The sequence below is a fragment of the Actinoplanes sp. NPDC048796 genome (assembly GCF_040650035.1).
Classification (GTDB): domain Bacteria; phylum Actinomycetota; class Actinomycetes; order Mycobacteriales; family Micromonosporaceae; genus Actinoplanes.
Genome location: NZ_JBEZGO010000026.1, coordinates 29608 through 55740, shown reverse-complemented (window position 1 = coordinate 55740; position 26133 = coordinate 29608). Strand labels below are relative to the sequence as shown.

At 70.0% G+C, this 26133-nt stretch carries 27 protein-coding genes and 2 pseudogenes; 14 read left to right on the top strand and 15 right to left on the bottom strand.

Translation table 11 applies throughout. The annotated features are described in order from the left end of the window. Positions 1-58: 58 nt before the first annotated feature. Complete coding sequence (locus AB0C26_RS45135; protein WP_360261191.1) at positions 59-1645, bottom strand: GDSL-type esterase/lipase family protein; 1587 nt, start codon at positions 1643-1645, stop codon at positions 59-61. Positions 1646-1911: 266 nt separating this feature from the next. Here AB0C26_RS45135 and AB0C26_RS45130 point away from each other — a divergent pair, with 266 nt between their 5' ends. The 3 genes from AB0C26_RS45130 to AB0C26_RS45120 all read left to right on the top strand — a co-directional run bounded on the left by AB0C26_RS45130 (position 1912) and on the right by AB0C26_RS45120 (position 5529). Beyond that, the gene (locus tag AB0C26_RS45130) at positions 1912-3570 is read left to right on the top strand and encodes an amidohydrolase (RefSeq protein ID WP_360261189.1); all 1659 of its coding nucleotides are present in this window, start codon (positions 1912-1914) and stop codon (positions 3568-3570) included. 87 nt (positions 3571-3657) lie between these two features. Next, complete coding sequence (locus AB0C26_RS45125; protein ID WP_360261186.1) at positions 3658-4893, top strand: cytochrome P450; 1236 nt, start codon at positions 3658-3660, stop codon at positions 4891-4893. A gap of 27 nt (positions 4894-4920) precedes the next feature. After that, on the top strand, positions 4921-5529 hold the full coding sequence (locus AB0C26_RS45120) for a universal stress protein (protein ID WP_360261183.1): 609 nt from the start codon (positions 4921-4923) through the stop codon (positions 5527-5529). 25 nt (positions 5530-5554) lie between these two features. Here the strand turns inward: AB0C26_RS45120 and AB0C26_RS45115 are convergent, their stop codons facing one another. The 9 genes from AB0C26_RS45115 to AB0C26_RS45075 all read right to left on the bottom strand — a co-directional run bounded on the left by AB0C26_RS45115 (position 5555) and on the right by AB0C26_RS45075 (position 13998). After that, on the bottom strand, positions 5555-6607 hold the full coding sequence (locus AB0C26_RS45115) for an NAD(P)-binding domain-containing protein (RefSeq protein ID WP_360261181.1): 1053 nt from the start codon (positions 6605-6607) through the stop codon (positions 5555-5557). 87 nt (positions 6608-6694) lie between these two features. Then, positions 6695-7723, bottom strand: a complete 1029-nt coding sequence (locus tag AB0C26_RS45110; protein ID WP_360261178.1) for a DUF695 domain-containing protein — start codon at positions 7721-7723, stop codon at positions 6695-6697. Continuing rightward, positions 7720-8757 carry a CapA family protein gene (locus AB0C26_RS45105; RefSeq protein ID WP_360261175.1) on the bottom strand — a complete coding sequence of 346 codons (1038 nt, stop codon included), beginning with the start codon at positions 8755-8757 and terminating at the stop codon, positions 7720-7722. Before AB0C26_RS45105 ends, AB0C26_RS45110 begins: the two co-directional genes overlap by 4 nt. Next, positions 8754-9731: a hypothetical protein gene (locus AB0C26_RS45100; protein ID WP_360261172.1), complete on the bottom strand. Its 978-nt coding sequence runs from the start codon at positions 9729-9731 to the stop codon at positions 8754-8756. Before AB0C26_RS45100 ends, AB0C26_RS45105 begins: the two co-directional genes overlap by 4 nt. Beyond that, positions 9728-10840, bottom strand: a complete 1113-nt coding sequence (locus AB0C26_RS45095; protein WP_360261169.1) for an acyltransferase — start codon at positions 10838-10840, stop codon at positions 9728-9730. The genes AB0C26_RS45100 and AB0C26_RS45095 overlap by 4 nt, the downstream gene beginning before the upstream one ends. A 176-nt stretch (positions 10841-11016) precedes the next feature. After that, on the bottom strand, positions 11017-11454 hold the full coding sequence (locus tag AB0C26_RS45090) for a hypothetical protein (RefSeq protein WP_360261167.1): 438 nt from the start codon (positions 11452-11454) through the stop codon (positions 11017-11019). 169 nt (positions 11455-11623) lie between these two features. Next, complete coding sequence (locus tag AB0C26_RS45085; RefSeq protein ID WP_360261164.1) at positions 11624-11836, bottom strand: hypothetical protein; 213 nt, start codon at positions 11834-11836, stop codon at positions 11624-11626. 10 nt (positions 11837-11846) lie between these two features. Further along, a complete protein-coding gene (locus AB0C26_RS45080) occupies positions 11847-12341 on the bottom strand; it encodes a cupin domain-containing protein (protein WP_360261162.1) in 495 nt (164 codons plus the stop codon). Between the two features lie 124 nt (positions 12342-12465). Next, a complete protein-coding gene (locus AB0C26_RS45075) occupies positions 12466-13998 on the bottom strand; it encodes a protein kinase (protein ID WP_360261159.1) in 1533 nt (510 codons plus the stop codon). A 174-nt stretch (positions 13999-14172) separates the two neighbouring features. Here AB0C26_RS45075 and AB0C26_RS45070 point away from each other — a divergent pair, with 174 nt between their 5' ends. Next, positions 14173-15039, top strand: coding sequence for an alpha/beta fold hydrolase (locus AB0C26_RS45070; protein WP_360261157.1), 867 nt, complete (start codon positions 14173-14175; stop codon positions 15037-15039). A gap of 25 nt (positions 15040-15064) precedes the next feature. Here AB0C26_RS45070 and AB0C26_RS45065 read toward each other — a convergent pair whose 3' ends face one another. Next, positions 15065-15403 (bottom strand): hypothetical protein, encoded by a 339-nt coding sequence (locus tag AB0C26_RS45065; protein ID WP_360261154.1) that lies wholly within the window; start codon positions 15401-15403, stop codon positions 15065-15067. A gap of 339 nt (positions 15404-15742) precedes the next feature. Here AB0C26_RS45065 and AB0C26_RS45060 point away from each other — a divergent pair, with 339 nt between their 5' ends. After that, positions 15743-16834: an esterase-like activity of phytase family protein gene (locus AB0C26_RS45060; protein ID WP_360261151.1), complete on the top strand. Its 1092-nt coding sequence runs from the start codon at positions 15743-15745 to the stop codon at positions 16832-16834. Between the two features lie 56 nt (positions 16835-16890). On the opposite strand, the gene AB0C26_RS45055 is transcribed toward AB0C26_RS45060, so the two are convergent. Further along, on the bottom strand, positions 16891-17859 hold the full coding sequence (locus AB0C26_RS45055; RefSeq protein WP_360261148.1) for a hypothetical protein: 969 nt from the start codon (positions 17857-17859) through the stop codon (positions 16891-16893). 316 nt (positions 17860-18175) lie between these two features. On the opposite strand from AB0C26_RS45055, the gene AB0C26_RS45050 reads away from it, so the two are divergent. Continuing rightward, a complete protein-coding gene (locus AB0C26_RS45050) occupies positions 18176-18868 on the top strand; it encodes an alpha/beta hydrolase (protein ID WP_360261146.1) in 693 nt (230 codons plus the stop codon). 234 nt (positions 18869-19102) lie between these two features. On the opposite strand, the gene AB0C26_RS45045 is transcribed toward AB0C26_RS45050, so the two are convergent. Further along, on the bottom strand, positions 19103-19903 hold the full coding sequence (locus AB0C26_RS45045; RefSeq protein ID WP_360261143.1) for an SGNH/GDSL hydrolase family protein: 801 nt from the start codon (positions 19901-19903) through the stop codon (positions 19103-19105). Positions 19904-20039: 136 nt separating this feature from the next. Between AB0C26_RS45045 and AB0C26_RS45040 the strand changes: the two genes are divergently transcribed. After that, a complete protein-coding gene (locus tag AB0C26_RS45040) occupies positions 20040-20972 on the top strand; it encodes an esterase-like activity of phytase family protein (protein ID WP_360261204.1) in 933 nt (310 codons plus the stop codon). A gap of 11 nt (positions 20973-20983) precedes the next feature. Next, complete coding sequence (locus AB0C26_RS45035; RefSeq protein ID WP_360261141.1) at positions 20984-21622, top strand: DUF4232 domain-containing protein; 639 nt, start codon at positions 20984-20986, stop codon at positions 21620-21622. A 17-nt stretch (positions 21623-21639) separates the two neighbouring features. Here AB0C26_RS45035 and AB0C26_RS45030 read toward each other — a convergent pair whose 3' ends face one another. After that, the gene (locus tag AB0C26_RS45030; RefSeq protein ID WP_360261139.1) at positions 21640-22137 is read right to left on the bottom strand and encodes a response regulator transcription factor; all 498 of its coding nucleotides are present in this window, start codon (positions 22135-22137) and stop codon (positions 21640-21642) included. A 282-nt stretch (positions 22138-22419) separates the two neighbouring features. Here AB0C26_RS45030 and AB0C26_RS45025 point away from each other — a divergent pair, with 282 nt between their 5' ends. The 4 genes and pseudogenes from AB0C26_RS45025 to AB0C26_RS45010 all read left to right on the top strand — a co-directional run. Next, a complete protein-coding gene (locus tag AB0C26_RS45025) occupies positions 22420-22743 on the top strand; it encodes a YbaB/EbfC family nucleoid-associated protein (protein WP_360261136.1) in 324 nt (107 codons plus the stop codon). Positions 22744-23034: 291 nt separating this feature from the next. Then, the gene (locus AB0C26_RS45020) at positions 23035-23946 is read left to right on the top strand and encodes a hypothetical protein (RefSeq protein WP_360261134.1); all 912 of its coding nucleotides are present in this window, start codon (positions 23035-23037) and stop codon (positions 23944-23946) included. 259 nt (positions 23947-24205) lie between these two features. Then, positions 24206-24349, top strand: a pseudogene (locus AB0C26_RS45015) (IS5/IS1182 family transposase); the annotation flags it as partial. 17 nt (positions 24350-24366) lie between these two features. Further along, positions 24367-24489: pseudogene (locus tag AB0C26_RS45010) on the top strand (IS5/IS1182 family transposase); the annotation flags it as partial. 59 nt (positions 24490-24548) lie between these two features. On the opposite strand, the gene AB0C26_RS45005 reads toward AB0C26_RS45010, so the two are convergent. Continuing rightward, entirely contained in the window at positions 24549-25241 is a 693-nt protein-coding gene (locus AB0C26_RS45005) for a hypothetical protein (protein ID WP_360261131.1), read from the bottom strand. Between the two features lie 115 nt (positions 25242-25356). On the opposite strand from AB0C26_RS45005, the gene AB0C26_RS45000 reads away from it, so the two are divergent. Then, on the top strand, positions 25357-25680 hold the full coding sequence (locus AB0C26_RS45000; protein WP_360261129.1) for a hypothetical protein: 324 nt from the start codon (positions 25357-25359) through the stop codon (positions 25678-25680). Beyond that, on the top strand, positions 25677-26120 hold the full coding sequence (locus AB0C26_RS44995; protein ID WP_360261126.1) for a hypothetical protein: 444 nt from the start codon (positions 25677-25679) through the stop codon (positions 26118-26120). The genes AB0C26_RS45000 and AB0C26_RS44995 overlap by 4 nt, the downstream gene beginning before the upstream one ends. The last annotated feature ends 13 nt before the right edge of the window (positions 26121-26133 follow it).

Below are 26133 nucleotides of genomic sequence, written 5' to 3'. Positions count from 1 at the left end.
GACGCCGGGCGGGCCAGGGGGTTCACGGAAAGTGACGCTGCTCTCCGGCCGTATGGAGTTACTGCGGCAGGAGGTCGAACAGTTCCCAGGGCCCGATGGCGTCGCGGTCGGCGATCAGCGGCTGCGCGCCGGCGGCCTCGGCGGCGACGTAGCGGCCGGTGGCCGCCGATCGCAGGCTGACGCTGCCGTCGGCATTGGCCACGAAAGTGAATCGCTGTTCGGCGCCGACCGTAGTCGCGGAAGCGATGAGCGGCTTCTTCTCGGAGGCGGTGACGTACTTGTTGTTGGCGTGCGCGCGCAGCGCCGAGGTGCCGTCGGCCTGGGGGATCCGGTCGAACTGCTCCCAGGGGCCGATGGGGTCGCGGTTGGCGATCAACGGCTGCTCGCCGCCGGCCTCGGCCGCGACAATCTTCTTGTTCTCCCGTGACCGCAGAGCGATGACCGTGGTGGGGGTGACGACCGGGCCGGTGGGCGGGCCGAAGATGTTCAGGTCGACCACGTCGGCCATGGCCTGCAGCCCCGCGGTGTTGGGGTGCAGGTGGTCGCCGATGTCGAAGGCGGGAAGAAAGCGCCGCGCGTCGGCCGGGTCCTGTGTGGCGGTGGCGAAGTCCACGACGGCGTCACAGCCGCTGCCGGATCCCCGAACGAAAGCGTTGTACTCGCCGCGGGCGGCCTCGGCCGCCTCGGTCCAGCGCTCGTGGCCGCCGAACGGCGTCAGAGTGGCGCACAGCACCCGTACGCCCCGGGCGTGGGCCGCGCCGATCTGCCCGGTGAGGGCCGCGGTCAGCCGGGCGCCGGTCGGTGGGTTGAAGCCGAGCAGATCATTGATGGGCGTGTCGGCGATGACGGCCCAGGTGACGCCGGGCTGGTCGAGCACATCGCGGGTGAACCGGTGAACCGCGCTCTGCCCGGCACCGTCGTCGAGCGTGGCGTTGCCGCTGATGCCCTGGTTGAGCACCCCGACCACGCGGCCGGTGGCGGCCAGCCGGACGGCCAGGTCGTTGGGCCAGCGACGGTTCTGGTCGAACGTCGACACGTACCCGTCGGTGATCGACGCGCCGAGGGTCACCACGGCGCCGGCGGCCGCGCTGTTGCGTACGTCCAGGTTGGCCAGCAGGGTGTAGCTCGCGTTGGTGGTGTAGCCGCTCAAAGTCGCGTCACCGGCGACGTTCCCGTCGGCGACGTAGTTGGTCTGGAACGAGTCGAGATGCTGCGTGGGGTCCTGGATCCGGCCCGGGACGTAGAAGCTGACCGTCACGTCGGCGAGCGGCTTCACCGCGAAGGCGACCTCGTCACTGACCGCTTTTCCGCCGGCCGGGATCGTGACCGAGACATCCCCGCCGAAGGTGACAGCACGGTCGGTGGCCGGGTCGACGGCCGGCCCGTCGACCCGGTCGGCCAGGTGGACGTCGGAGATCGTCACGGCTTCGCTGCCGTAGGCGTTGGAGAACTGAAGACGCGCCGACGTTCCGCCGATGCTCGTCCGCACGATCTGGCGCAGCGTCTGCTTCTCGAACGACTTGCCCTGCCCCTTGGTGCTCCACGGCGCGGTCGCGAACGTCCCCGTCCAGCCGTCGGCGCTCGCGCTTCTCGCCGACGCCGGCGGAGCGACGGCCGCCACGCCCAGGACGGCTAGCGCCGCCAAGAATCCTAATTTCTTCCGCACATCCACACCTTTCACGGTGAACTTTCCGCACGCCGGCTTTTCCCGTGCCTCCCCGGGCGGAACCAGTCGATCGTCGCCCGGGGGTCCTGCCGCTAAGGACGTCACTCGCTGAGGAAAGTTCACCGCGGCGGCGGCCGGCCGGATCGTGGTGAACCCACCGCACGCCGGCTCGTCTGTCTGGTGTGGACAACTCGCGATATGAAACAGATCGGCGCTTCGATGAGGGCCGGCGTCGTCTCCTGAAGATGTTCGGCCTGGGCGCGGGCGCGACCACCGCGGCAGTGCTGGCCGCCGATCCGGTTCTGGCCGCGACGCTCGGCTACGACGAGGCGCACGGCGTCGACCCGGCCACCTACCGCCCGCCGATGGGGCTGGCCCGCCGGACCGCCGCCAAGGACACCGCGCTCTCCTGGATCGAGGCCAACCGGGCCAAGCTGATCGGGCTCAGCGACACGATCTGGAAGCATGCCGAGCTGTCCCTGCGCGAGTGGAAGTCGTCGCGGGCCCATGCCGACCTGTTGCGGGCGAACGGCTTCACCATCGATTGGGGCTCGGCGGGCTTCCCGGCGGCCTTCGTGGCCACGTACGGCTCCGGTGGACCGGTACTGGGCTTCAACGCCGAGTACGACGCGCTGCCCGGTCTGTCGCAGAAAGCGGGAGTGGCCACCCACGACCCGATGGTCTACAACTACGACGCCTACGGGCCGGCCTATGGTCCGGGGCACGGCGACGGGCACAATCTGCTCGGCGTGGGTGGCACCGCCGCGGCGATCGCCACCGCTCAGGCGGTCCGGGCCAACGGCCTCGAGGCGACGGTCAAGCTGTTCGGCTCGACCGGCGAGGAGCACCTGGTCGGCAAGGCGTACGCGGTGAAGGCCGGCGTCTACGACGGCCTGGACGCCTTCCTCGACTGGCACCCGTTCAACGCGACCGTGCCGTTCTGGAACACCACCAGCGCCCTGATCTCGTCCACCTTCACCTTCCTGGGCGCCTCGGGGCACGGCGGTTCCCCGTTGGGCAACAAGAGCGGGCTCGACGGTGCGTTGCTGATGGCCACCATGACCGAGTACCTGCGGGAGAAGAACGTCGCGCCGTCCGGGCGGTTCCACTACGCGATCATCAACGGCGGCGGCGCGCCCAACGTCACCCCGGACATGTGTTCGATCTGGTTCTTCGTCCGCGAGGGCAGCCCCGAACGGGCCCGGGTGCTGCACCAGAAGATCGTCGACTGCGCCGAAGCCGCCGCCCGGGCCAGCCAGACCCGGCTCGTGCACCGGTTCCACTCGGGCACGTGGAACCTGCTAGCCAGCAAGACCGGTTCGGAACTGCTCAACGAGAACATGCTCACGCTCGGGCCGCCGGCCTTCACCGCGGCCGACCAGGCACTGGCCAAGAGCCTGCAGAGGGCGCTCGGCAAACCGGAGACCGGCATGCCGATGTCCGTGGCCCCGCTGACCCCGCCCGCGGCGTCCTACACCGGCGGTCTGTCCACCGACACGGCCGACATCAGCTGGAAGGCCCCGACGGCGGTGCTGCTCGCGGCCGCCTTCCCGCCCGGGCTGACCAACCACAACTGGGCGTTCACCGCCACCGCGGCGACCAACATCGGGCACCAGGCGATGCTGTCGGCCGCCCGTTACCTGTCCGCGGCGGCGGTCGACCTGATCGAGCAACCAGCCCTGCTCGCCCGCATGAAAAAGGAGTTCCAGGAGCGTACGAGCGGTGTCGACTGGGTCAGCATGATCCCTGATGGGCAGCAGCCGCCGCTCTACGAACCGCCCGCGGAGTTCCTGGCCCGGACCGGGCAGAAGTTCCCGCCGCCCGGGGTGACCTGGCCGGTGCCGCCGATCATCGCGACCGAGCAGCTCGGCACCACCGGCCCGGCACTGCCGCCGGTGACCTGACGAAGGTCGCGGGGGCCGCGATGAACTCGTCGGTGGTTCCCACGTTCTGCCGTATGGAACGTAGATGCGGGAAGGGACGACGACAGCATGCAGGACACCACGGCGGCCGAGGACGAGTCGCGCCGGCCGGTCGCCACCATCACCGCGGAGTTCAAGGCCGACGCGCCGGCCGCGCTGGCCGAACTGCGGGCCGGTGGGCCGGTCCGACGGGTGCGGCTGGGTAGCGGCCTCGACGCCTGGGCCGTGCTGTCGTACGCCGAGTCCCGCGCCGCCCTCACCCACCCCCAGCTGCTGAAGAACCCCGAGCCCGCGATCGCGGCGCTGGAAGCGGCCGGTATCACCTCGCATCGGGTGGGTGAGGGTTTCGGGGGTTCCATGCTCTTCTCCGACCCGCCGAACCACACGCGGCTGCGCCGGCTGGTGGCGCCGGTGTTCAGCGCTCGCCGCACCGAGCTGCTAGCCGGCCGCGTGCGGGCGATCGCCGGCGAGCTCCTCGACGCGATGGCGGCTCACGACGAGGTGGATCTGGTGGAGGCCTACTGCGCGCCCCTGCCGATGACCGTCATCTGTGAGCTGCTCGGCGTGCCGGCCGGCGAGCGGGCCGACTTCCGGGACTGGTCGCGGGCACTGGTCGGCATCCCCTCGCCGGAGCAGCGGGAGAACGGCCTGCGCTTCAACCGCTATCTGACCGAGCTCGTCGACCGCAAGCGCGCCGAGCCGTCCGACGACCTGCTGTCCGACCTGATCGCTCAGCAGACCAAGGAAGACGGCCGGCTCTCGCACGTCGAGCTGATCGCGATGGCCGGCCTGCTCGTGGTGGCCGGCCACGACACGACCGTCAATCTGCTCGGCAACGCCATGGTGGCGCTGTTCCGTCAGCCGGAACAGGCGTTGCTGCTGCGCTCCCGGCCCGACCTCATCACCGGGGCGGTCGAGGAGTTCCTGCGCCTCGACTCGTCGGTCGAGCAGTCCACGTTCCGCTTCGCGGCCGAGGATCTCGAGCTCGGTGGGGTACGAATCCGGCGCGGTGACCTGGTCGTCGTCTATCTGGGCGCGGCCAGCCGCGACGCCCCGCAGGACGGCGTGGCCGACCCGGCGAAGCTCGATGTGACCCGGGCGAACGCGCGGCACCTCGCCTTCGGGCACGGCATCCACCACTGCGTCGGCGCGCCACTGGCCCGGACCGAGGCGAGCATCGCCATCGGCGCCCTGCTGCGGCGCTTTCCGCGGCTGCGCCCGGGGATCCCGCTCGCCGAGGTGCCGTGGATCCCGAACGGGATGATGCGCGGCCCGCTGCGCCTGCCCGTACGCCTGACCGACTGACCGGCGGTGTCCGCGGAGGGAAACCACGTGAGAAGCGACGACGGCCCGCCTCCCCGATACCACCGGTTCCTCCCGGGCGACGGCTCGAACCCCGCCGAACCGCGTCCGGGTGAGCAGGGCAAGGTCATCGTGGGCGTCTCTCTGTCGCTGGCCGGGCTCGAAGCACTGCGGTTCGCGGTGACGGAGGCCCGCCGCCGGGAGGCGCCGCTGATCGCGGTGCGGGCCTGGGACGGCCAGAGCACCTGGGCCTGGTCCTCCGGGGATTACGAGCCCTCCTTCTGGCAGTACGAAGGCACCTTGCCCGACCCGTCCCGGCAGATCATCGCCGAGGCCTTCGAGGAAGCAGCCCCGGCCATGCCGGCGGGCCTGACCGTCGTCCGGCGTACGGGCGAGGGCGTGCCCGGCGTCGTACTCAGGGAAAGCGTCACCTCACCCCGCGACCTGCTGGTGGTCGGGACCGGACGTCGCTGGCCGGGCGGGAGAACGGTGCGGGCGTGCGTGCGCCACGCCGCCTGCCCCGTCGTGGTCGTGCCGCCCCCGGCCATGGCCAAGGGCGCCGGAGGCCGCCGGACGGCTCGCCGCCTGCTCCGCGAGGCGACGGCCGCCCTGGAGGAAAGCCGCCCGGACTCCCCTTGATGAACCCGCGTCCAGGCGGCGTGGTTCAGGGCAGGTGCTCGATGACGTACGCGGCGTCGCCGTCCATGCCGGACAGGAAGCCCGAGCCGAACGTGTGCTGCAGCGGCAGCCCGACGAAGGCCAGACCGGCGATGGTCGCCGAGATACCCCGGCGGTGCCGGGGATGGCCGTCCGGGCCGAGCGCCCGCGGGTCCAGCCATTGGTGATCGGGGCGCAGGCCAGTGCACCAGATGACGGTGGAGGGACGCAGCACGCGGCCGTCAGCCAATTGGGGAAAGCCCTCGCGGATGGCCGTCACGCGGGGCACGCGGCGGATGCCGGCATCGCGCAGAGTCGCCTCGCTCTGCCAGATCAGCGGACCACCGTGATCGACCAGACGCGTGCGAAGCAGCCGGCCGAGCGGCCCTGGCGGAACCTGGCGTGGGTAGAGGAGGCTGCGGACCAGCCGGCTCCGGACGACGCGTACGGGTACGTGCCCCGTACTGGGCCCGGCCAGCCAGACGTCGTGGCCGGCAATCAGGTCGAGCGCTATGTCCGCGCCCGCGGGCCCGGCGCCGACGACGAGCACCGGACCGGGCGGGACGTCGCTCGGGCGTCGATAGGCCGATGAATGGATCTGGCGGACACTCGCGTCCAGAGACGCCGCCAAGGCGGGTGTCCGGGGCCGCTGGAGGGCGCCGGTGGCCACGATCAGGCGACGCGCCTCGTACTCGCCGCCGGTGGTGACGAGGTGATGGCGGCCACTGGTGCGCCGGTGATGGGTGACGGTGACGCCCGAGCGCACCGGCAGGTCGTGGTGCTGAACGTATCGGGCCAGATAGTCCGCCATCTCCTCCTTGCCGGGATGCACGTCGGCCGGCTCGGGGAAGGGAAGTCCCGGCAGCGCGCAGAAGCGGGCCGGGGTGAAGAGGCGAAGGCTGTCGTACCGCCGGCGCCAGGAGTCGCCGGGAGAACCGCCGTCGAGCACCACGAACCGGCGATCGCGTTCCCGCAGATGCCAGGCGGCGGCCAATCCACCGGCCCCGCCGCCGACCACGATCGTGTCGACAATTCCCGTGCCGGTGGATCTGACCGTCATAACCGTCTCGACGTACGGCCGGGCCGGTCGGTCATCGGTGTGGTGAATCACGCATCGGATGCGGGCCGGCACCGCCGGCAGGCGTCGCTATCTGAGGTGCTCGACCCGGTCGAACGCCGGGTCGAGCAGCACCTCGGCGATCGCCGCACTGCTCTCGTCCCACCGCGGCAGGCGCGACTCGAGCTCGGCCGCGGCCCCGGACTGTGACTCGACGTAGAAGTGGAGCGTCCGTACGCGATCGACGGTGGTGTGCGCCACCAGCGCGCCGTCGGCCCCGAGAGCAGCGCTCAGCTCGCCTTCGAACCGGCGCAGCGCTTCCAGCGACCCGTCGGCCGGCAGCCCGTCCTCGTCGTGGTTCCGATAAGGCAGCAGGACCGGTACGTACAGGTCGAACCGGGGCCAGCGGGCCCGGACCAACGGCGACGCGACGGTGACGAGAACGGGCTGCCCATTCCACTCCGTACGGCTGTGCTGCCAATGGTCGTAGCTGCCGGCCACGGTCTGAACGGTCCGCCAGAGCTCGGCCGGCGTGAGGGCTTCGGCCGGCTCGACCGCGCTCCACGTGATCTCGTCGATCCAGATGTCCGTGTCATCCTCACCCAGGGCCAGCTCGACCGCGTGGTAGGCGAGGTTTTCCTGAACGTCGTCCGGAAGGATCGCGAAAGCCGGGTGGTAGCAGACCACGTCGCTCCGGCGGGCGTCTTCCTTGACGGTGACACCGAAGCGAACCGGCGACAGGTCCACCATCTGCCCCTGGAACTCCCTTGTCGAGGCGAAGGCCGCGTGGTCGGCGATCACGCCTTCACACCGGTATGACCACGTGCCGTCGACCGGCGGGGCGGCGGCCAGCCAGCGTTCGGCTACCGCGCGGATCGTGTCGGGCCAGTTGGGCGTCACGACCAGCACGTGCGCCGAGGTCATGCCCGGCACCACCTTCCATTCCAGGTCGCGATGGATGGCACGCACCCGGCGCTCGATCGTCCGGCTCAGCTCGGCGACCGTACCGGCGTCGATCGCCGACTCCACCTCGTCCCGCGTGCCGGCCCACCACTGCCAGAATGCGGCGATGGCTTCGGCCTCCGATTTCGCCTCTTTGCGGAACGGATTCAGCTTCATGGCCGCGCAGCGTAATCCACCGCTTCGAGCCCGGCGCAATCACGGAGATCGGTGAAGTTCTGCCTTGCCATGGCGGCCCGCCAGCCGGTGAGCACCTCGGGCCGGCCGGAGCCGGAGCGGACCGTCGGTGTCAGCTCGGAGCGGACCACCGTACGGTCGCGGACGGTCAGGGTCAGGACGCCGGCGCGGGCGCTGAACGGCGGGAAGAGCCCGGGGCTGTACCACAGCAGGTTGCCCAGCCCGTAAGCCACGTAGCCGCCGCCGAGACGACCGGCGCCCTGCAGCACATGGGCGTGGGCGCCGACGATGATGTCGGCGCCGGCTTCGATCATCCGGCGGGCGAACTCCTGCTGCCGGCGCGTCGGGCACGGGTCGCCCTCGGTGCCCCCGTGCGGCATCACGATGACGAGGTCGCTGTCCGCCCGGGCCGCGGCGACGGCGCGGACGGCCCGATCGGTGTCGGCGGCCAGGGCGATGCCGGCCCGGCCCGGGCCGGCGGCCCAGTCGGCGGCCAGGTCGTCGACCTGACTGAACCCGAAGACGGCGATCCGTACTCCGCGCACCTCGGCCCGCCAGGGACGGAAGGCCTCATCGACATCGCGCCCGGCCCCGAAGGCGCCGACCCGGACGGCGCCCACGGCGGCGATCGTGTCGGCGAGACCGGTCCGGCCGAAGTCCATGGAATGGTTGTTGGCCAGGCTGACGGCGTCGATCCCGGCCGCGCTCAGTTCTTCGGCGCCCTTCGTGGGCGCCCGGAACACATATCGCTTGGCTTGTGGCTCGCCGCGTCCGGTGATCGGGGTCTCCAGGTTGACCAGCGCCAGATCGGCGGCTCTCAGCGGGGCCCCGGCGGCGCCGAAGGCCGAGCCGGGGCTCGTCAGCAGCCGGGCGACCGCCGGTTCGAAATGGACGTCCCCGCCGAAGGCGAGAGTCACTTCGCGCGCGTCGTGGTCCGTCCCGGCGGTGCATGCGGCTGAGGTCAGCAGCAGGGCCGCCAGCGCCGCCGCCGCGGGCCGAAGCCGTCGGCCGCTCATTGCGTCACCCGTAGCGGGGCCGGTGTCATCATCCGGGACAGCAGCCGGGACACGAGCAGACCCGCGGTGACGACACCGGCCGTCAGCACGAGCGGATCCACGACGGCGACTACCGTCTGGGCCGTCCCGCCGAGCGACGACAGCCGTTTCACCAGGACCGCACCGGCAAGGGCAACGGCCGGCGTCATGGTCGCGGCGATAACGGCTGCGCCGCGGGTCACATGGCTGAGCCCTCGTTCGGCGAGCGGTCTCTCAGCAAGCAGGGCGGCTCCGGTCACCGCGCCGGGCAGCGCGGCCAGTTCGACCAGAGGCCTGGTCCAGTCCCCGGCGGTGCCGGCCGCCGTGGCCACCACCGCGAGACCCGTTGCGTACAGCAGGAATCGGCACAGGGAGGCACGGGCGGACAGGGACCCGAGTACGGTGCCGAGCCGTTGACCGGCCAGAAAGAACAGCAGGTACGTCAGTACGGTGCCGACCGCCGGAGCGGGGAGCAGGTCGGCCGCAACGACGGCGCCGGCGATGATCCCGAGGACGGTCCAGGTGGGCAGCCGGCGGCCGGCCGCGGCAATCAGCGGAAACACCCCCAGGGCGTAGACCGGTGCCAGCCCGGGCGACGGCAGCAGCGCCGCGGACACGAACTCCGGCAGGTCACGGATGGGGCTGAGGCCGTACACCGGGCCGAAGCGCCACAGCAGCGCCGCGCACGCCAGCGCCGACAGTACGTACCAGCCCATGACGGCCGGGCGGCGCCGGCCGAGATACCAGCCGCCGGCGGCGAAGAACAGCGGTGTCCCCAGCGTTCCGGCGGCCTTTCCCCCGAGCCACCAGGCGGCCGGGACCGCGGTTCCGGTGCGCCATTCGATCTGCTGATGGAACCAGGTGCACACGTACGCGACGAGAATGAGAAGGAGAGCTGCTCCCAGCGCCGTCTCCGCCACGCCGGCGCGGCTCGGCGGCGCGGCCGCGGCGGTCACCGTGGGAACCTCGGCAGTTCGCGGGTCGGAGCGGCGGACCAGTCCGTGGGCGTGGCCGGCCGCGGGCGCGACCGGGACGGCAGGTCGAAAAGCCATGACGCACCGGCCGACATCAGGGCACGGTGCAGCAGGAGGCAGAGCCAGACCAGCAGTGCGGTCAGCACGGCCGGCAGGAACGCGGCCAGGACGAGCTGTGGTCCCGCGCCCAGCGAGGAGAAGGGTCGCCACAGCATCAGGTGGATCAGGGCGAGCAGGGGCATGTGCATCACGTAGATCGGCAAGGTGCGACGGCCCAGGGCCGCCAAGCGCGACGACAGCCCGCGCCGGCGCGTGAGCAGCGAGGTGGCGAGCACACCGACGGTCACCGCCAGGGCGCTGGTGACCGGCCAGAGGCCGAACCACGTCCGGGCGCCGAGAACGTGGATGGCCACCATGACGACGGCATAACCGGTCACGCCGGACACCAACAACCGTGGCGTCGCCCGTGCGGCCAGCTGCTCCACCCACGGCCGCAGCCGGAGCCCGGCCAGGAAGAACAGCAGATTCTGATAGAGCTGGCCACGATTGCCGGGCGCGGCGAGCAGGCCCGCCGACGCGACGGCGGACAGCGCGAACGCCGCGTCGAGCACCAGGGTGACCGGCAGTCGCCGGGTCAGCTTGGCCACCGTGAAGTAGACCGCTAGGGCGCTGAGGTACCACAGGTTCGTCGGCGTGATGGTGAGCTGGTCCAGCACGTCGGACAGGCTGTGGGCGGCGAGGGTGTCGAAGCGGGGCACAAGGCTGAGCACCGCCGTGTGCACGGCGAACCACACCGCGTACAAATAGAAGAACTTGGCGATCCGGCTGCGCCGCACCACCCGCCAGGGCCGGTGGACGGCCGCCGCCGCGAACATCCCGGAGATGGTGAAGAACACCGGCATCCGTAGGGGCAGCAGTTGTTCGCCGAACAGTCCCCAGGCGCCGGGAAGTGGCAGCGACAGATGCCAGTCGATGGGCAGATAGTGCTTCATGATCACGTGCCAGAGCACCACCAGCACGATGCAGACGCCCTTGGCGACGTCGGCCCATTCCGCTCGCGGCCGGCCGCCGGAGATCGAAGCGATGGTCATCGGTCAGTTGCCTCACTGTGCTGATGGATACGACGCGTTCGAGGGCCGATCCCGGTCAAGATTTCGTGGGCGTCGGCGTCGGGCCGTACGGCAGCCAGAGCTGATCATTCTTCCGGCCGGGCCGTCGGGTGGACGTCAGCGGCTTCTTTATCAGCTCTTTACGTCGGCCGACCCGCTCAGTCCGAGCGCAGGTGGACCAATTCGGCGCGGCCCGGGAGGCGGTTGCGGGTGCAGATGGAATCGATCAGTTCGTAGAGGGCGTCGGCCGGGACCCGCATGGTCCTGGGATCGGCCGGCGTCGTGTGGCCCCGCCGGACGACGAGCACCTCGCCCGAGACCTCGGCACAGCTGGGCATCCGCACGAAGTGGGCGGTGCCGCCGCCGTGGATGATGACGCGCGAGGCGGCCGGATGGCCGGCCAGGAACCGGATCAGCGGCGGCTGGGCCGGCCTCGGGTTGAGCGCCACCAGGTCGACCTCGCAGACGACTTCGGCGTACAGCGTCTCCAGAGTGACGATCTCGAAGGACCGGCGGAGTTCGATCGAGGTCGAGACGAGGCGCTCCACCGGTTCCGGGCCGCCGGCGTACCAGCGCATGACGTAGGGAAAATTCATGGCGTCCTCGTCGTGGCTAGGAGGAGAGCGTGACGGTGTCGATGTCCGAGGGCAGAGGGGCCCGAGCTGGGCACCGGCAGGCCGGATGGCCGATCTGCGCGATGGCCCGCGCCTCGCGGATCGCTTGCTCGCGCACGTCGCCCAGCGCGGCCGCGTGCAGCGGGACGGCCTACTCGCTCGGTCGCGGGTGGACGAATCTCTCGGACCTGATCCCGGGATCGGCCCGCTCCTGCGCGGCCTGGACGGCGATGCGAACGGTGGCGGTGGACATTGGTTCGGCCGGTGGCCGCAGCGCGTCGTCGTCGAGCGGCCACAGATACAACGCCGCCGCCGCGAGAGTCACGAGGACAACCGCGGCGGCGGTGCGAAGCTTCCGGAACATCGGAACGGAGCTAAACGGCTTCCACGCCGTACTTGTGGAACAGGCCCAGCATCCGCTCGTCGAAGCGTTCCGGTCCCCAGTTGTCGACCTGCACGCCCGGCTGCGGCTCGTCGCCGCCCTCGAGGAAGAGTCCCTCGGCGCCGGCCGGCGTGTAGATGAACAGCAGCCTCGTCGTGTGCAGGCCGACGTTGGTGAACCGGTGCCGCCGAAGCCGGGGAATGTGGATGATGTCGCCGGTCACCGCGGTGAAGGTGCGCTCACCGTCCAGGAACTCCAGCTCGCCTGAGAGGACGTAGAAGGTCTCCTCCTGCTCGGCGTGGGTGTGCGGCACCGGTCCGCCGCCCGGGGGCACGCTGGCCTCGACGATACCGACCGAGCCGCCGGTCTGGGCGGCCTGAAGCCGTACGGTGTAGACGTCGCCGGAGAACCATTTGGTCACTCCCTGACCGGCGGGCACATGAAGACCGCCGCCGTCCACGTCGGCTCCGGGCACGAAAAGACTCACTGAGACTCCCTTGTCGACGCTGATGCGGGTTCCGCATGACGGCGGCCTTCCGGGGGCGCGGAAGGCCGCCGTCGATCTTCCTGACGTCGGCCCGGCGGTTTTGTTCACCCGGGCGTGGAAATCCTCAGTTCCACTTCTGGTTGTCGGTGCCGGCGCAGCTCCAGATCTGGGCCGCCACCCCGTTGCCGGCGTTCCAGTCGGGCACGTCCACGCACATGTCGGCCGGCGGGCTCACCAGGTCGCGGGCGGCGTTCAAGGTGAATTGCTGAAGCGTTGATCCGGAACAGGTGGCCGCCCGCATCCGTGAGCCGCTCGCCGCCGATCCGAGTTCGACACACTGACCCAGTACGCGGAGGGTCCCGTCGACGGCGAAATGGAAGCGCTGGCGGTCCGAGCCGTCGCACTGCCAGAGCTGGATCTCGCCCCCAGGACCCGGTAGCTGCAGGCACGTGCCGGTGCCGTGGTTACGAATCGTGCCCCCGACGGCGGCCACGGGCGGTGGCGGCGAGACGACCGCGACCGCGGTCCTGGTCGCCGGCGGCGCCGAGGGCGCCGATGCCGCTGGGGCCGCGGCAGCGGAAGGGGTGCCGGTTCTGGTGGTACCGGTCTTCGTGGCGCTCGGACGAGCAGCGGCGCTGCTTGACCCGGTGACCGGCGCGGCGGCGGAGAGTCCGGGTGCCGGTGGGGCCGCGGTTCCGGGCCGGGTGGCGTCCTTGAACGGCTGGGCCAGTGCCACGCCGCCGGCCAGAATCGCCGCGGCCACCACCGGAATCAGCCAGCGTCGCCGCGATCTCGGGCTGGGTGTGAGCGGCCGGGTAGCGGCAATTGTCGTCTGCTCGGGCGTGCCTTCCCACGCCTTTCGTAGCAGGTGTTCGGCTTCGTCGGCGTCCGCGCGTTCGGCCGGGTTCCGGCGCAACAGGGCGGCGAGCACGGGCTGAAGAGCACCCGCCCGCTCGGAGACGGGTGGCGGCTGGGTCATCAGCGCCGAGAGCGTCGCCATCGGACTCGACTTCAGGTACGGCGGACGGCCGTCGATCGCGGCATACAGCGTCGCGCCGAGCGACCACAGGTCGGCCTTGGCGTCGGCCGGCTCGTCCAGGGCACGCTCGGGGGCCAGATAGGACGGCGAGCCGAGTACCACGCCGGTACGGGTCATCGACGAGTCGCCCGACATCATCGCCAGGCCGAAGTCGGTCAGCAGCACACGACCGTCGTCGGCCAGCAGCACGTTGGCCGGTTTGACGTCACGGTGCAGGATGCCCCGCTGGTGCGCCGCGCGCAGGCCGGCCAGGACGCCTAGGCCGATCCGGGCCGCCTCCCGCGGCGCCAGCGGGCCGTCCTGGGCGATCACCTGGTGCAGGGAACGGGACCGGACGAGCTCCATGACGATCCAGGGGGCTTCGTCGTCGACCACGTCGAAGATGCGGACGACCCCGGGATGGCTGATCTGGGCGATGGCCCGGGCCTCACGGATCGCCCGCTCACGCAGGTCGCCCAGCTCGGTGCGAGTCAGGCCCTCGGGGGTGATTTCCTTGACCGCGACCTCGCGGTGCAGCAGCTCATCGCGGGCATGCCAGACCCGGCCCATACCACCCTCACCGATCGGATCGATCAGACGGTAGCGCCCGGAAAGCAGACTGTGCGGTTGAGGCGACACCGCGAAACGGTAACCACGGCACCCCCTCGTCCAACGACCAGTAGTCACGCGGCAAACAGGCAGGTCTCCGCCATTTCGCGCGAAGTTCAGCCGAACCGGCCAGAACCTTCTCACAGTCACCCCTGTGAGCGAGGCGACTTGAACGACGGCGCCGCGTGGTCGTCGTTGTCTTCGATGAGACCCCTCGACGATATTTCATTCTTCGCGATGGCCGTCCAGGCGGCGAGCGCGGTCGTCGCGGCCGATACGGCCGACGCGGCGGTGCGACCCGAGTCGCGCAGTGCCCTGCTCAGCCACGGAGACCGCACGGCGCGGGCGGTGCTGCTCCTGCACGGGTACACCCACGGGCCGCAGCAGATGGATGCTCTGGCCCGCGACTTCCACGCACGCGGGTACAACGTCTGGATCCCGCGGATGCCAAATCATGGCACCAACGATCCCCAGGCGTCTCATCGCGGCAGCGTGCGGGGCCTCATCTCGTACGCCTCCAAGGGTCTCGACATCGCGGCCGGCCTGGGTGACGAAATCGGTGTCGTCGGCATCTCGGCCGGCGGGATCCTGGCCGCCTGGCTCGCTCAGCATCGCGACGACGTCGTACGCCGCCTGCTGTTGCTCTCGCCGTTCTTCGGGCCGGCCTCGCCCAAGCTGCCCGGCCCGGCCGTCCGCCTGCTCAGTTTCGGCTACGCGCGAGGCCTGTTGCCGGACCGCCGCACCTCCCGCGGGTATTCGCTGGCCGCGGTGGGCCGGTACCTGTCGATCGCGCAGACCCTGCGGACCCCGCCCCGGCCGTCCGGCCTACGCTCGATCGCGATGGCCATCAGCTCGCTCGACGATGTCGTCGACACCGGCGCGGCCACCTCCATCCCGCGCCGGATGGCCGAGGCGGCCGGGATCCCGCTGCACGCCCTGGCATTGCCCGAGGCGCTGGGAATCGGCCACAACACCCTGGCCCTGGCCGGCCGGCCGGATGCCGGCGAGCTGCTTAGCCGATACGTCCGGCTCTACGAGGGGGTGGCCGCCGCCTCGCGCGGGGACGCGTAAGGCGGCGGCGGAGGGCAGGCGCCGATCAGAACGTGTAGGCCCGGAAGGACTGGTACTTCCCGGGCGTGAACGTGCGGAAGGTGCCGAGGTTCTGCTGGAGTCCGGTGCAGTTGGGGCCGGTGAACGCGCTGACCTGTGAGACGATGCGCTCCCCGGTCAGCGAACCGGCGGTCGCCGGCATCGGCACGCAGCTGCCGTCGGGCTGGGGGACGTAGAGCAGGACCCTGGCGAAGGTGCCCTCGAAGATGCTCAACCCCGACGCCGGAACGTCGACGGCGGCCTGCGCCGGCTGGACCTGCAGACCTACCAGCGCCGCTACGCCGGCCGCAGTCAGGCCTGCGACGGTACGAATCCTCTTGCCCATGCTTGAACCTCCTGGATCGATGCGGTCAGGCGCGCCACCCACAGCTTTTCCCGAGGCCTATGTGGCGGCAACTACAGCGGCGATGACAAATCCGACAGAAGACGTCGGCCGATGTACTGAATTTCCGGCGGCCCGATGCGTAACAGCGTCAACCGGTGTCAGACGCGAAGATTCGGGCGTCTCCGGTTGAACGGATCGCCCCGCGCCGCGTCGGACAGAGTGGACGACGGCCTTCTGATGCCTCCACATTGAGGGCCGTCGTCCCCTCAGTTCGTGACGTGGCCGGACTGCCCCTCGCTCGGCGCAGGCCGGCCATTTCCCCAATCGGTAGGAGCGTTGATGAGGTTTGCGTTTCCCGCACGAAGGCGTCTGCTGGCGCCGGCCGTGGCGGCCGGCGTGCTGGCGCCGCTGCTCGCTGTCCCCGGTGCCGAGGCAGCGCCGGCGTCGGCCGGAGACCGGTGCGCGCCCAGTGCCAAGGCGGTCTCCTACAGCGACAGCCTGAACAAGACGACCTTCGGTGGCGTCGCCATCGGCGGGCTGTCCGGCATCACCTACGACAAGGTGAGCCGCGGCTACGTCTCGGTCGTGGACCGGTCCGGCACGCAGCCGGCCAGTCTGGTCTTCCTTCGCGACCCCGGCGCGCCCCGGGTCACCGCCACGACGGCTCTGAAGCGGGCCGACGGTACGGCCTACGACGGCACCAACTTCGACGGTGAGGGCATCGCCGTCGCGCCCAACGGCAACTTCCTGGTGACCTCTGAAGCCGAGCCGTCGATCCGCGTCTTCGGCCGGGACGGCGTGCAGCGCGGCGAGCTGACGGTGCCGGCCCGTTTCGCGGTCACCCCGGGGGGTGAGGCGCCGGTCAACGCCACCCTGGAAGGTCTCGCCATCTCGCGTGACGGCAAGCGTGTCTACGCGGCGATGGAGGGCGCCCTCTCCGGCGACGCCCCGGCCACCGGGGAGGCGCTGCGCCGCCGTGTGCTCGTCTACGAGGCCGACGGCCGCGGCGGCTACCGGCTCGCCCGCCAGATCGGGTACGAGGCCGACCCGGGTTACCGGATCGCCGAGGTGGCCGCCTACGACGACGGCCGGCTCGTGGTTCTCGAGGCGACCTTCACCGCCGGGGTCGGCAACGGCGCCAAGCTGTACGCGATCAGCGACAAGGCCCCGGACGTGAGCAAGGTGGCGAACCTGTCCACCGTGCCGGCGCACCGCCTGGCCGGCAAGAAGCTGGTGACCGACCTGGTCACCGGTCCGACCCTCGGCGCGACCAACCCGCAGCCCCAGATCAACCCGCTGCTGGACAACCTCGAGGGCATGGCCGTCGAGCGCTCCGCCGGTCGCGGTCACCGCGTCTACCTGATCAGCGACGACAATTTCAGCGCCAATCAGGTGACCCGCGTGGTCACCTTGCAGGCACGTCTGCCCTGATCCGGAAGACCAGAACGGCCCCGGCGAACCGCCGGGGCCGTTCGGCTGTCCGGGGCTCAGTCGCGGGCACGGGAAGCTGACTCGAGCAGAGCGGTGAGAGCGAGTTCGCGGGCCACCTCGACGGCGCCGAGAGCGGCGGCGACCCGGCCCCATCGGCTCTTCACCACTTTGGGAGGCGTCGGCACGGCGTGCGCGAGTGCCGCCCGAAGCTTGCCGGCCGGTGGGCGGCGCGCGCTGAGCACCACCAGTTCGGGATCGGTGACCAGGCACGTCGCCACGATCGCCGAGACCGCGTCCCGCGCATGGGTTCCGTCGAGAACGCGTTCGCCGTGGGTCAGCAGCGACCCGGCGGCGCCGTGCGCGCCCGGCCGTGGTTCACCGCCGACCACCAGGGCCATGCCGTCGTCGGCGACCAGCAGGAAATCCTCGACGCCGCGGGCAAGGCCGAGGCGGGCTTCGGCGACCGCGGCCAGGTCGACACTGGATCGCACCGCGACCGGGCAGCCGAGCCGGCTGGAGAGCTCGGTCTGGAGACACGAGGCCCGCGCGGCCGGCGTCCGGTCGCCGTCCCGGACCGTCCCGGCCACCAGATAGGCGAGTTCACCAGGGCGAGCGCCCACCTCGCTCAATGCCTCGGCCAGGTGCTCCGGCGTCGGCGGGCCGTCCTGCGCCAGGGTGACGGGTGCCTCGTTGGCATGCGCTCCGGCCCGGACGACTGTGAGCGTGCCGGGCTGATGGACCACCGCCGCGACGGCCAGCGCTTCCCGCCGCAGCGCGAACACCCTGGCTCGTGGACCGGGGCCGCCGATCCGGGCCTCGACCTCGACGATCACCTCGTCCGCCGTGAGCTGCTGCAGGATCCGGTTGGCGGTGACCACCGAGACGTTGGCGGCGCGGGCGAGCTCGGCGGCCGTGGACGGACCGTCGTCGAGGAGCGTGGATATGAACGCTTCGACGTTGAGCTGACGTAGCCGGGTGACGATGCTGGACCACCGCTGATGCGGGGCCTGTGGGGCGGAGCTCACGATCGACACGTCCTCGGTAGGAGGGAGCACTTCGGGTACCGAACGGGCAAACGTGCGAACCGGGTCGAATCTCACCGCGGTGACCGTCGTCATGCCGTCCGATGGCTATCTGTCGAATGACCTAACCGGCGTGCCGGCGGGACCGGCGCCGGCGAGCGGACCGTGCCCGGAAACGGTCGCCGGGCGGCGGTTTCACGCGAGAGACGGCCGCCGCGAACCCGCCGAGCGGCAGGCGAATGACTGATTCGGCGCACGAGCTCCAAGTCGCAGCATGGTTGGCGACAGATGACCGAAGGGCAAGGGAGAGAGCATTCTCATGGACATCAAAAATGTGGTGTTGGTGCACGGGGCGTTCGCGGACGGTTCGGGCTGGCGGGGTGTGTACGACCGGCTGACCGCTGAGGGTTTCCGGGTTTCGATCGTGCAGAATCCGTTGACCTCGTTGGCGGATGATGTGGCGGCGACCACTCGGGTGCTCGATCGGCAGGACGGGCCGGTGATTTTGGTTGGTCACTCGTGGGGTGGCACGGTCATCACCGAGGCTGGTGTGCATCCGAAGGTGGCTGGGCTGGTGTATGTGTCGGCGCTGGCGCCGGATGCGGGGGAGACGACGGCCGAGCAGTATGAGGGGTTCGGGCCTACGCCGGAGTTCGTGATTGATGTTGGTGAGGACGGTTTCGGTTTCATCAATGCGGACAAGTTCAAGGCGGGTTTCGCCGCGGACGCCAGTGATGCGGATGCGGCGTTTCTGCGGGATTCGCAGGTTCCGATCAATATGGCGGTGTTCTCGGCGGTGGTGGAGAACGTGGCGTGGCGGGGGAAGCCGAGTTGGGCCGTCATCGCGAGTGAGGACAAGGCGTTCGACCAGGCTATGTTGCAGCATATGGCCAAGCGGATCGGTGCCGAGGTCACGAATGTGCCGGGCAGTCACGCCTTGTTCATGACTCAGGCTGCCGTCGTTTCCGAGGTCATCGCCACCGCCGCGCGCAACGCCCGCGGCGAGGGCTGACCCGTACGTCACCGGGCCGGCCGGCCCTCCACGGGAGCCGGCCCGGCGGTCCAGAATCAGCTACGGCGTACGTATTGGGGGACGAAGCCGGCGCGGACCTGGTTGCGCGTCGACACGCTGTAGCCGTCGCCGTCCACGCTTGCCTGGTCAACGCCGTACGCCGGTCGGTGCACGGCGCGGGCGACGGGAACGGGAACCGTACGGCATGCGCGGGCCGGCGTCCGGCTTCTCACCTCAGCGTCGGCAGTCGACGGTCTGGCGCAGGGCCGGCAGATAGCCGGAGCGGTAACCGGCGGCGGTGGGGTGGAACGCCCCGGCCTCGGTCGGCGGCACGATCCACGGGTCGGCTCCGCACAGCCCGTGCCCGGTGAACCGCGGCTGGACGTCGGTGAACCGCACCCCGGCCCGATGCGCCTGACGGGCGATGACGCCGTTGAGCACATCGACCGCCTCGTTCAGTGCCTTGCGCTTGACCAGACCGGCCGGCGGTACGGCCGCGCAGCCCGGCGTGGTCTCGAAGAAGCGCGCGTATCCGGTCGCCACGATCTCGGCTCGCGGCGCACGCTTCTGGACGGCGCGGTAGACCCCGTCCAGCCGGGCTCGCAGCGGGCCGGTGGCGAAGGCCTTCGCCTGATCCACCGCCGCGCTGCAGTCGGCGTCGGTACCCTGCAGGCAGGTAACCACCCGGACGTCCCAGTCCAGGTCGTTGCCGCCGATGGTCACCGTCACCAGACGGGTCTGCCGGCCGAGGCTGCCCAGCTGGCTCGAGACGACGTCCGCGGTGGTCGCGCCGGCGCACGCCGCCGAGCGGAACGCCGGCTTGTGCGGCAGGACCGAGGCCAGCAGCGCGGGATAGCCGTTGGCGCTGCGGGCGCAGTCGGGGTCGAGATAGGGCGGGGCGCCGACCCCGGCCGCCACCGAGTCGCCGAGGGCGACATAGGCCGGAGCGGCGGTGTGCGCGGCCGCGGGCGCCATGACGGCGGCCGCGGCCACGACGCCGACGACACCGGCGAGGACGCGTTTGAACAACACCATGCATGCCTTCCGTTATGACCCGCCCGTTCGCCGGACCGGTCTCCGTTGCCAGAACGGGCGAATCGCCGCCGAGTTCATCGCCATGAGAAATCCGTCCGCCGGCGAACGGTGAATTTCGATGTCCGTCGTGACGAGTATGGAAAAGAACTACGTCACGCTGGAAAGCTTCACCGACCACCTCGACAAGGTGACATTCGAGGAGCAATTCGTCGGTAACTTCTCGGGTCTGAGCCTGGACCGCGATGGGCGCATCGCCGCCCTTTCCGATCGCTCCCTGCTCTACTTCCTCGACCCCGACTCGCTCGATCCGGTCAAGGTGATCAAGCTGCGGGACGAGCTGCGCCACCCCCTGGACGGCGAGGCCATCGCCTTCGACGGCGACGAGATCCTGATCGCGACCGAGCGCCCGGAGATCTTCCGCTACAACCGGGCCGGCGAACTGCTCGGCGTACTCCCGATGCCCGGGCAGTTCCGCGTCGCCCCGCTGGGCAACGCCCGGCTGAACGAGGCCTTCGAGGGCATGACCATGACCGGCGAGCGAACCGTGGTCGCCTCGATGGAGGGCCCGCTGCTAGGCGATGCCGACGACGTGGTGCGCTTGCAGACCTGGGAGAAGAGCGACGGATTCCAGCCGTCGGCCCAGTACGCCTACCGCGTCGAGCCGGGCCTGCTGGTCGCCGACATCGCCGCCACCGGTGACGGCCGGCTGCTCGTGCTGGAACGAGGCTTCGACGATACCGGCAACCGGGTGCACCTCTACCTCACCGACTTGCGACAGGGTGTCGACGTCGGCGGACTCAAGCGCCTGTACGCGGGCACGCCCGTCCTGGACAAGCAACTGCTGGTCGACATGGTCGATCTGCCGTCTTCCGGGGCTGTCGCCAAACAGCCCCAGAAGAATCCGCTGCTGGGAAACATCGAGGCGATGACGGTCACCGGCCGCGACACCGACGGCCGGATCCGCCTGCTGCTCGCCACCGACGACAATGGCAGCGACGCGCAGATCACCCGGTTCTACCGCCTGCTGCTGACCATGCCCTGTTCCTCTGTTCCGCGCACATCCGAGTGAGGAGGGGGGTCATGGCCGGAAGAGCGAACCACCTGATCCTTGCCGCCGTTGCCTCGGCCGTCGTGCTGGCCCTGCCCGCGTGTTCGACCGGACAGCAGCCCTCGACTCCGATCCCGCCCGCGACCGGCGGCGCGTCACCGGCGAGCGGTGAACCGGCCCCGGCGACCAGTAGGCCGGCCCCGCGGACCACGACGGCGGACGCCCTGCGGGCGTGCCGTGACGACGACGTCGCGACCGTCGTGACCTATCAGCCGGACCGCGCCGACGGCTGGGCGTGGGGCCTGGTCAGCCTGACGAACAAGTCGACCGGCCCCTGCCAGGTCGACGGTCATGCCGGCGTCTCGCTGGTCAACGCGGCCGGCGAGGTGGTCAAGGTTCCGGCCCGCACCGTCGATCAGCCCGGCCCCGCGATGCCAGTGACCCTGCGACCCGGCGGGGCGGCGTTCGAGGGCCTGCGGTGGCGGCCGTGTGACAAAGGCGATCCATACTGCGGCGCCGGCAACACACTCCGCCTGAGTCTGCAGGCCGAAACCGACGGGCCGGCGGCGGAGCTGGACGGATTCCCGGCCCCGGAGTCGAGCGGCATCACCATGAAGTCGCTCGAGATCGGCACCCTGCAGCCCTCCCGCCAGGGCGTGGTGGCGTGGTGATCCGCCATTTCCCACGGTCAAGGTTGTAGATAGCCCAGCTCCATGGCTCGCCGGGTCAACTCGGCCTTGTTGCCGGCATTGAGCTTGTGCCGGATTCGCTTGACGTAAGTATTGACGGTGGTCTCGGCCAGTCCCATTCTTCGGCCGATCTGGCCGTGGGTGAACCCCTCGGCCAGATACCGGAGTGCCTCGGCCTCTCGGGGAGTCAGCTCATGCGGGCCGCGGTCGGAGTTGCGCGTCGTGTCGACCAGTGGGTCGTGCAGTTCCGGAGTGACGTACAGTCCGCCCCGCCGGGCGATGCGAATGGCGAGCATCAACTCGGGGGTGTCCGACTCCCGGCTGATCAATGCGCGCACACCTCCCTGGAGCGCGCTCAGCAGGTCGGGCGGGTTCTGCGGCACACACAGGGCGACAATAGGTGCACCCTCCGGCGCCCGTGAGTAGAACTGCTTGTCGTCGGTCGCCACGCCGTAAAGGTCGGCCACGACCACAGTGGTGGAGGCGGTCGCAGGCAACCAGGACATCGAAGTGGCCCGGTGCCGGATCCGGACCTGCCTCTCCGTACCGAGAGCATTTATCAAACCGCCCATGATCAGCGGACTGGAGGCTACGAGGGTGACGTCGATGACAGGGATCAGTTCAGGGGCAACAGCCGACATACTCGAGCGTGACTCCGTGATCGGCGCTCGCTGACGAACGCGAGCGGCAAGCGGGCAGGAACGGGAATGGCAGTGGGCGTCCCAGGTCTCCGAAATGGGACTGGTGGTAGGCGACGGCCATCTCGCATAAATGACAACGTGACTTCTTCGTACGACTACCGGCAGCTCGCCGACCGCATGCGCGAGTTGACCGCCGACACGCAACGCATTCGAGCGGACTACGACCAGGCCGAAGTCACCGCCGTCTCGCCGGACGGCAGTGCCCGCGTGGTGATGAGAGCCGGCAAGCTTTCGGCACTGACCATCGACCCCGGCGCGATGGCTCATGACAACGTCTACGTCGCCAACCAGGTACTGGCGGCGATCCGGCAGGCCGAGCAACAGTCGGAACAGTTCCTCACCGCCCGCGCCAGGCCGATGGCCGACGCGGTGGAGCAACTCCGCGGTCTCTTTCCGCAGTGATGTTGCGCAGGTCGAGTCACGCTTCACTCCAGGTGTTGCCCGGTCCGCTCATGCGGCCTACGCATGGATAACGCCGGATGGCCGGAGATGTTCAGTGGATGTGAGTCATTCCATGTCGCGGCCGGAACCCATGTCCCCGATCAGGAACCTTCTCAGACGCGTCCGCTACCGCATAGATAGGAGAGCCCGTCGCGCGTCGGGTAGAAGGGACCAGCATCTGACATGTCAACTCTCGACACCCCTCCCCAGAAGGGTGCCCGCGGCGGCTTCGTCGGCGCATTCGTACGGGGCATGTTCCGCGGCCTGCAATCGTCCGTGGTGGGGAAACTGGCGGTCGGCGCACTCGTCATCGTTCTGTCGGCCGGCACCGTGCTCGGCCTGAGCGTGCTGCTGCGGGGCAACGGAGCGAAGCCGTCCGGTCCGGCCGCGCTCGCCGGCGCCAGCGCCAGCCCCGGGCGGCCCTCCGTCTCAACCTCACCGCGCCGATCGCCGTCCCCGCGAGCCGCGACGAGCAAGCCGGCCGCGGACCGTCCGAGCCGCGGGCCCGCCCCTCCCTCGGGCGGAGCGGCTGACGTCGCCGCGCCCCGCCCGAGCAACAGGTCCGGCGTCACTGCGGCTTCGGCGAAGCCCAGCCGCCAAGCGGGCGCGACCACCAAGCCGAGTCCCAAAGTGGTCACCTACACCAATGTCGCGGGACTGGGGTGCACGATCAACGGGGCGTCGTATGTCGAGACGGGGTTCTACGAGAACGGCGACGCCGGGTGGTGGACCCTCAGCCACGGAAGCCATGCGGGCGACGGCTGCGACGGCCGATTCACCGACATGCCGATGTCCGGTAGCCAATCGGACACCTCCGGACAGCACATCATGTGGAGTTTCTCCGTCGGAAGCGTGCCGCAGTACTGCTCCCTGGCGCTTTACGTCCCGAACAGCGCGAGCGCACGCGACGTGGCCGCCAAGAGCGCCCACTTCGCTGTCGTCCAGGGAAACTCGGCGTGGGCACCCACCTACACCAGCCCGAGCGGTGAGCGGGTCGTCAATCAGAACGCGAACCGCAACCGCTGGGTGGGTCTCGGCACCTACCCCGTCCGCAACGGCGCCATCGGCGTCAAACTGACCAACCGCGGCAGCACCACCGGCTACGACGTGACGTATCCGCACCTCGCCGGGGGCGCGGTGCGGATCAACTGCGTCAAGGCATAGCCGAACCCGGACGGCCCGGAGGCAGACATGAGGGCTGTTGAAGGGGCGTGGCGGCTTGATCAGTGAGAAGGTTTTCATGGCCCACCGTCGTCGACAACGATCCTGGTCGCTACAGCTAGGGCGACGACGTGGCGGTCATCGATATGCGGCGAGGTCTCCGGTACTTGGTACAACGACCAAGAAGCACCATGCACCGGAGACCTCGTGGCCACCCCAGCGGTGACGAGGCGACACGACCTGACCGACGCGCAATGGGCGGCGCCGCTGGCAGCGCAACGGCACCTGGCACCCGATCCTGGCCGCCCGGCAAACGGTCGCGGACGCGGCCGGGCGGATCACCTGGGATGTCAGCGTCGACTCCATGACCAGCCGCGCTCATCAGCACGCCGCGGGAGCCCGCCGGGACGAGTCAGGGCAGACCGGCGCAGACTCGGCTCCAAGGGCGGCCGGCCGCACGAGTTCGATCCCGAGGTCTACAAGCAGCGCCACGCCGTGGAATGCGGCATCAACCGACTCGAACGCTACCGCGGCGTCGCTACCAGACCGTCCTGACCATCACCGCCATCAGCGAGTGGCTCTGACCAGACTCTATGAAACGCGCCCTAGGCGTCCGGGCCCGTCTTCAGTTGGTGCGGATCGGGGGAGACGGACATCATGTCCATCTGCGCGTAACTGCTCAATGTCGCGTCCACGACCTCGATGAACATACCGCTGATCGTGATCTTGTCGGCTGCCCCGCCCAGCGCGTTCTGCTGGGCGGCAGCGATCGACTGGACGAACTTCCGAGCGGCGCCGGCCGTGTTCGACGGCAGGAACCCCGGCATGAGATCGACGTTATCGATGTTCTGATGGTTCGGCCGAGCCCGGTACCAGGAACCATCGCCGCGCCCCCAGATCGGTTCGCTCAGCACGGTCTGTGAGCGGTCCCGCAGGGCGTTGAACCGGCTCACCAGGTCGGCGGCGGCCGTCAAGATGTTCTGCTCGTAGGCGGCGAGGTCGTCGGTCGCCACCTCCAGCCGGTCGAAGTCCGGCGCCGTACCGGTGCCGGACCCGCCGCCAGGATTCTGGAACGCGCCGTCGCTGTCGGCGTCGGCGCCGCTCGACCCGCCGCTCGACCCGCCGCCCGATCCGGCTGTGTTCTTCGGTGGCGGCTGCGGAGTGTGCGGCGCCGTCCAGTTCATCTGCAGCCGTTTCGACGGAACCGTCGGCTGGTCGCCACCCTCACCGTCGCCGCCACCACCGTCCTTCGGATTCGGCAGCCGCTGATCGTCGTACTTGGACCATGTAGCTGGCATGCCCCCATGATGTGCCACTCCCCGGTACTCCCCGAGGCCCTGTTCGTGGGACCCAGAACAGTGACATGAGGGAGCGCCGGCGCCGTCCCTATCGTGGTCGGTTGGAGGTGTGCAGGTGCCCGAGGAAATGAGTTCGACGAAGTTCCGCGTTGCGATGGACGAGTTCGCCGCGGCTATCGGAGTCGTAGAGACTCAAAGCCGGATCGTCCACGAAAGTCTCGCCGGGATCTCCCGTGACTTCCGGTCGGTGAGCACTCTCTGGCAATCACCGGCCGCGATGACGTTCGAGCCGCTGCGAACCGAGTACCAGCGCAGCGCCGACGATCTCGACGACGTGCTCGCCGGGATCCTGCACCGCATGCGGATCACCTACCAGAACTACCTCGACGCTGAACGCAAGGCCGTGCAGAACCTGACCGCGCAGGGAGGAAACGCGTGACCACGCCGGTCGGCGAGACCTACATGGGCGATGGGCAGGGTCACGTGGCCATGTCCATCGGCGAGCTGCACATGTTGGCCAAGCACACGGTCATGGACAAGGTGGACGAGATGCTGGACGCTCTCGACGCCATCGGGAAGGCGCTGGAAGGCCTTCAGATCAGCTGGGCCGGCGAGGCGAAGAACGAGGCGCAGCAGCTGATCGACCGCTGGACTCAGGTGTCCACCGCCCTGTTCGGCACCAAAGAGAACCCTGAGATCGGCGTCCTGTCCCGCATCGCCGGAGGCGTCCGGACCGCGGCCTTCACCTACAACAAGACCGAGACCACCGTTCAGGAGTCCTGGCAGAAGCTGCGCGGGGATCTGCAGACCATCCTCGACGGCGGCACCCCCACCGGAGAAGGCAGCTCAAAGAACACGGCGCCCATCTCCCAGGTGTGAACCGCCCCTGATC

What these genes read in the sequence shown, in the direction of transcription:
- AB0C26_RS45095 (WP_360261169.1), bottom strand. Translation starts at nt 10,840, where the DNA reads ATGACCATCGCTTCGATCTCCGGCGGCCGGCCGCGAGCGGAATGGGCC.
- AB0C26_RS45130 (WP_360261189.1), top strand. Translation starts at nt 1,912, where the DNA reads ATGTTCGGCCTGGGCGCGGGCGCGACCACCGCGGCAGTGCTGGCCGCC.
- AB0C26_RS45035 (WP_360261141.1), top strand. Translation starts at nt 20,984, where the DNA reads ATGGCCGGAAGAGCGAACCACCTGATCCTTGCCGCCGTTGCCTCGGCC.
- AB0C26_RS45040 (WP_360261204.1), top strand. Translation starts at nt 20,040, where the DNA reads ATGGAAAAGAACTACGTCACGCTGGAAAGCTTCACCGACCACCTCGAC.
- AB0C26_RS45070 (WP_360261157.1), top strand. Translation starts at nt 14,173, where the DNA reads ATGAGACCCCTCGACGATATTTCATTCTTCGCGATGGCCGTCCAGGCG.
- AB0C26_RS45005 (WP_360261131.1), bottom strand. Translation starts at nt 25,241, where the DNA reads ATGCCAGCTACATGGTCCAAGTACGACGATCAGCGGCTGCCGAATCCG.
- AB0C26_RS45110 (WP_360261178.1), bottom strand. Translation starts at nt 7,723, where the DNA reads ATGAAGCTGAATCCGTTCCGCAAAGAGGCGAAATCGGAGGCCGAAGCC.
- AB0C26_RS45125 (WP_360261186.1), top strand. Translation starts at nt 3,658, where the DNA reads ATGCAGGACACCACGGCGGCCGAGGACGAGTCGCGCCGGCCGGTCGCC.
- AB0C26_RS45020 (WP_360261134.1), top strand. Translation starts at nt 23,035, where the DNA reads ATGTTCCGCGGCCTGCAATCGTCCGTGGTGGGGAAACTGGCGGTCGGC.
- AB0C26_RS45050 (WP_360261146.1), top strand. Translation starts at nt 18,176, where the DNA reads ATGGACATCAAAAATGTGGTGTTGGTGCACGGGGCGTTCGCGGACGGT.
- AB0C26_RS45090 (WP_360261167.1), bottom strand. Translation starts at nt 11,454, where the DNA reads ATGAATTTTCCCTACGTCATGCGCTGGTACGCCGGCGGCCCGGAACCG.
- AB0C26_RS45085 (WP_360261164.1), bottom strand. Translation starts at nt 11,836, where the DNA reads ATGTTCCGGAAGCTTCGCACCGCCGCCGCGGTTGTCCTCGTGACTCTC.
- AB0C26_RS45045 (WP_360261143.1), bottom strand. Translation starts at nt 19,903, where the DNA reads ATGGTGTTGTTCAAACGCGTCCTCGCCGGTGTCGTCGGCGTCGTGGCC.
- AB0C26_RS45060 (WP_360261151.1), top strand. Translation starts at nt 15,743, where the DNA reads ATGAGGTTTGCGTTTCCCGCACGAAGGCGTCTGCTGGCGCCGGCCGTG.
- AB0C26_RS45105 (WP_360261175.1), bottom strand. Translation starts at nt 8,757, where the DNA reads ATGAGCGGCCGACGGCTTCGGCCCGCGGCGGCGGCGCTGGCGGCCCTG.
- AB0C26_RS45065 (WP_360261154.1), bottom strand. Translation starts at nt 15,403, where the DNA reads ATGGGCAAGAGGATTCGTACCGTCGCAGGCCTGACTGCGGCCGGCGTA.
- AB0C26_RS45115 (WP_360261181.1), bottom strand. Translation starts at nt 6,607, where the DNA reads ATGACGGTCAGATCCACCGGCACGGGAATTGTCGACACGATCGTGGTC.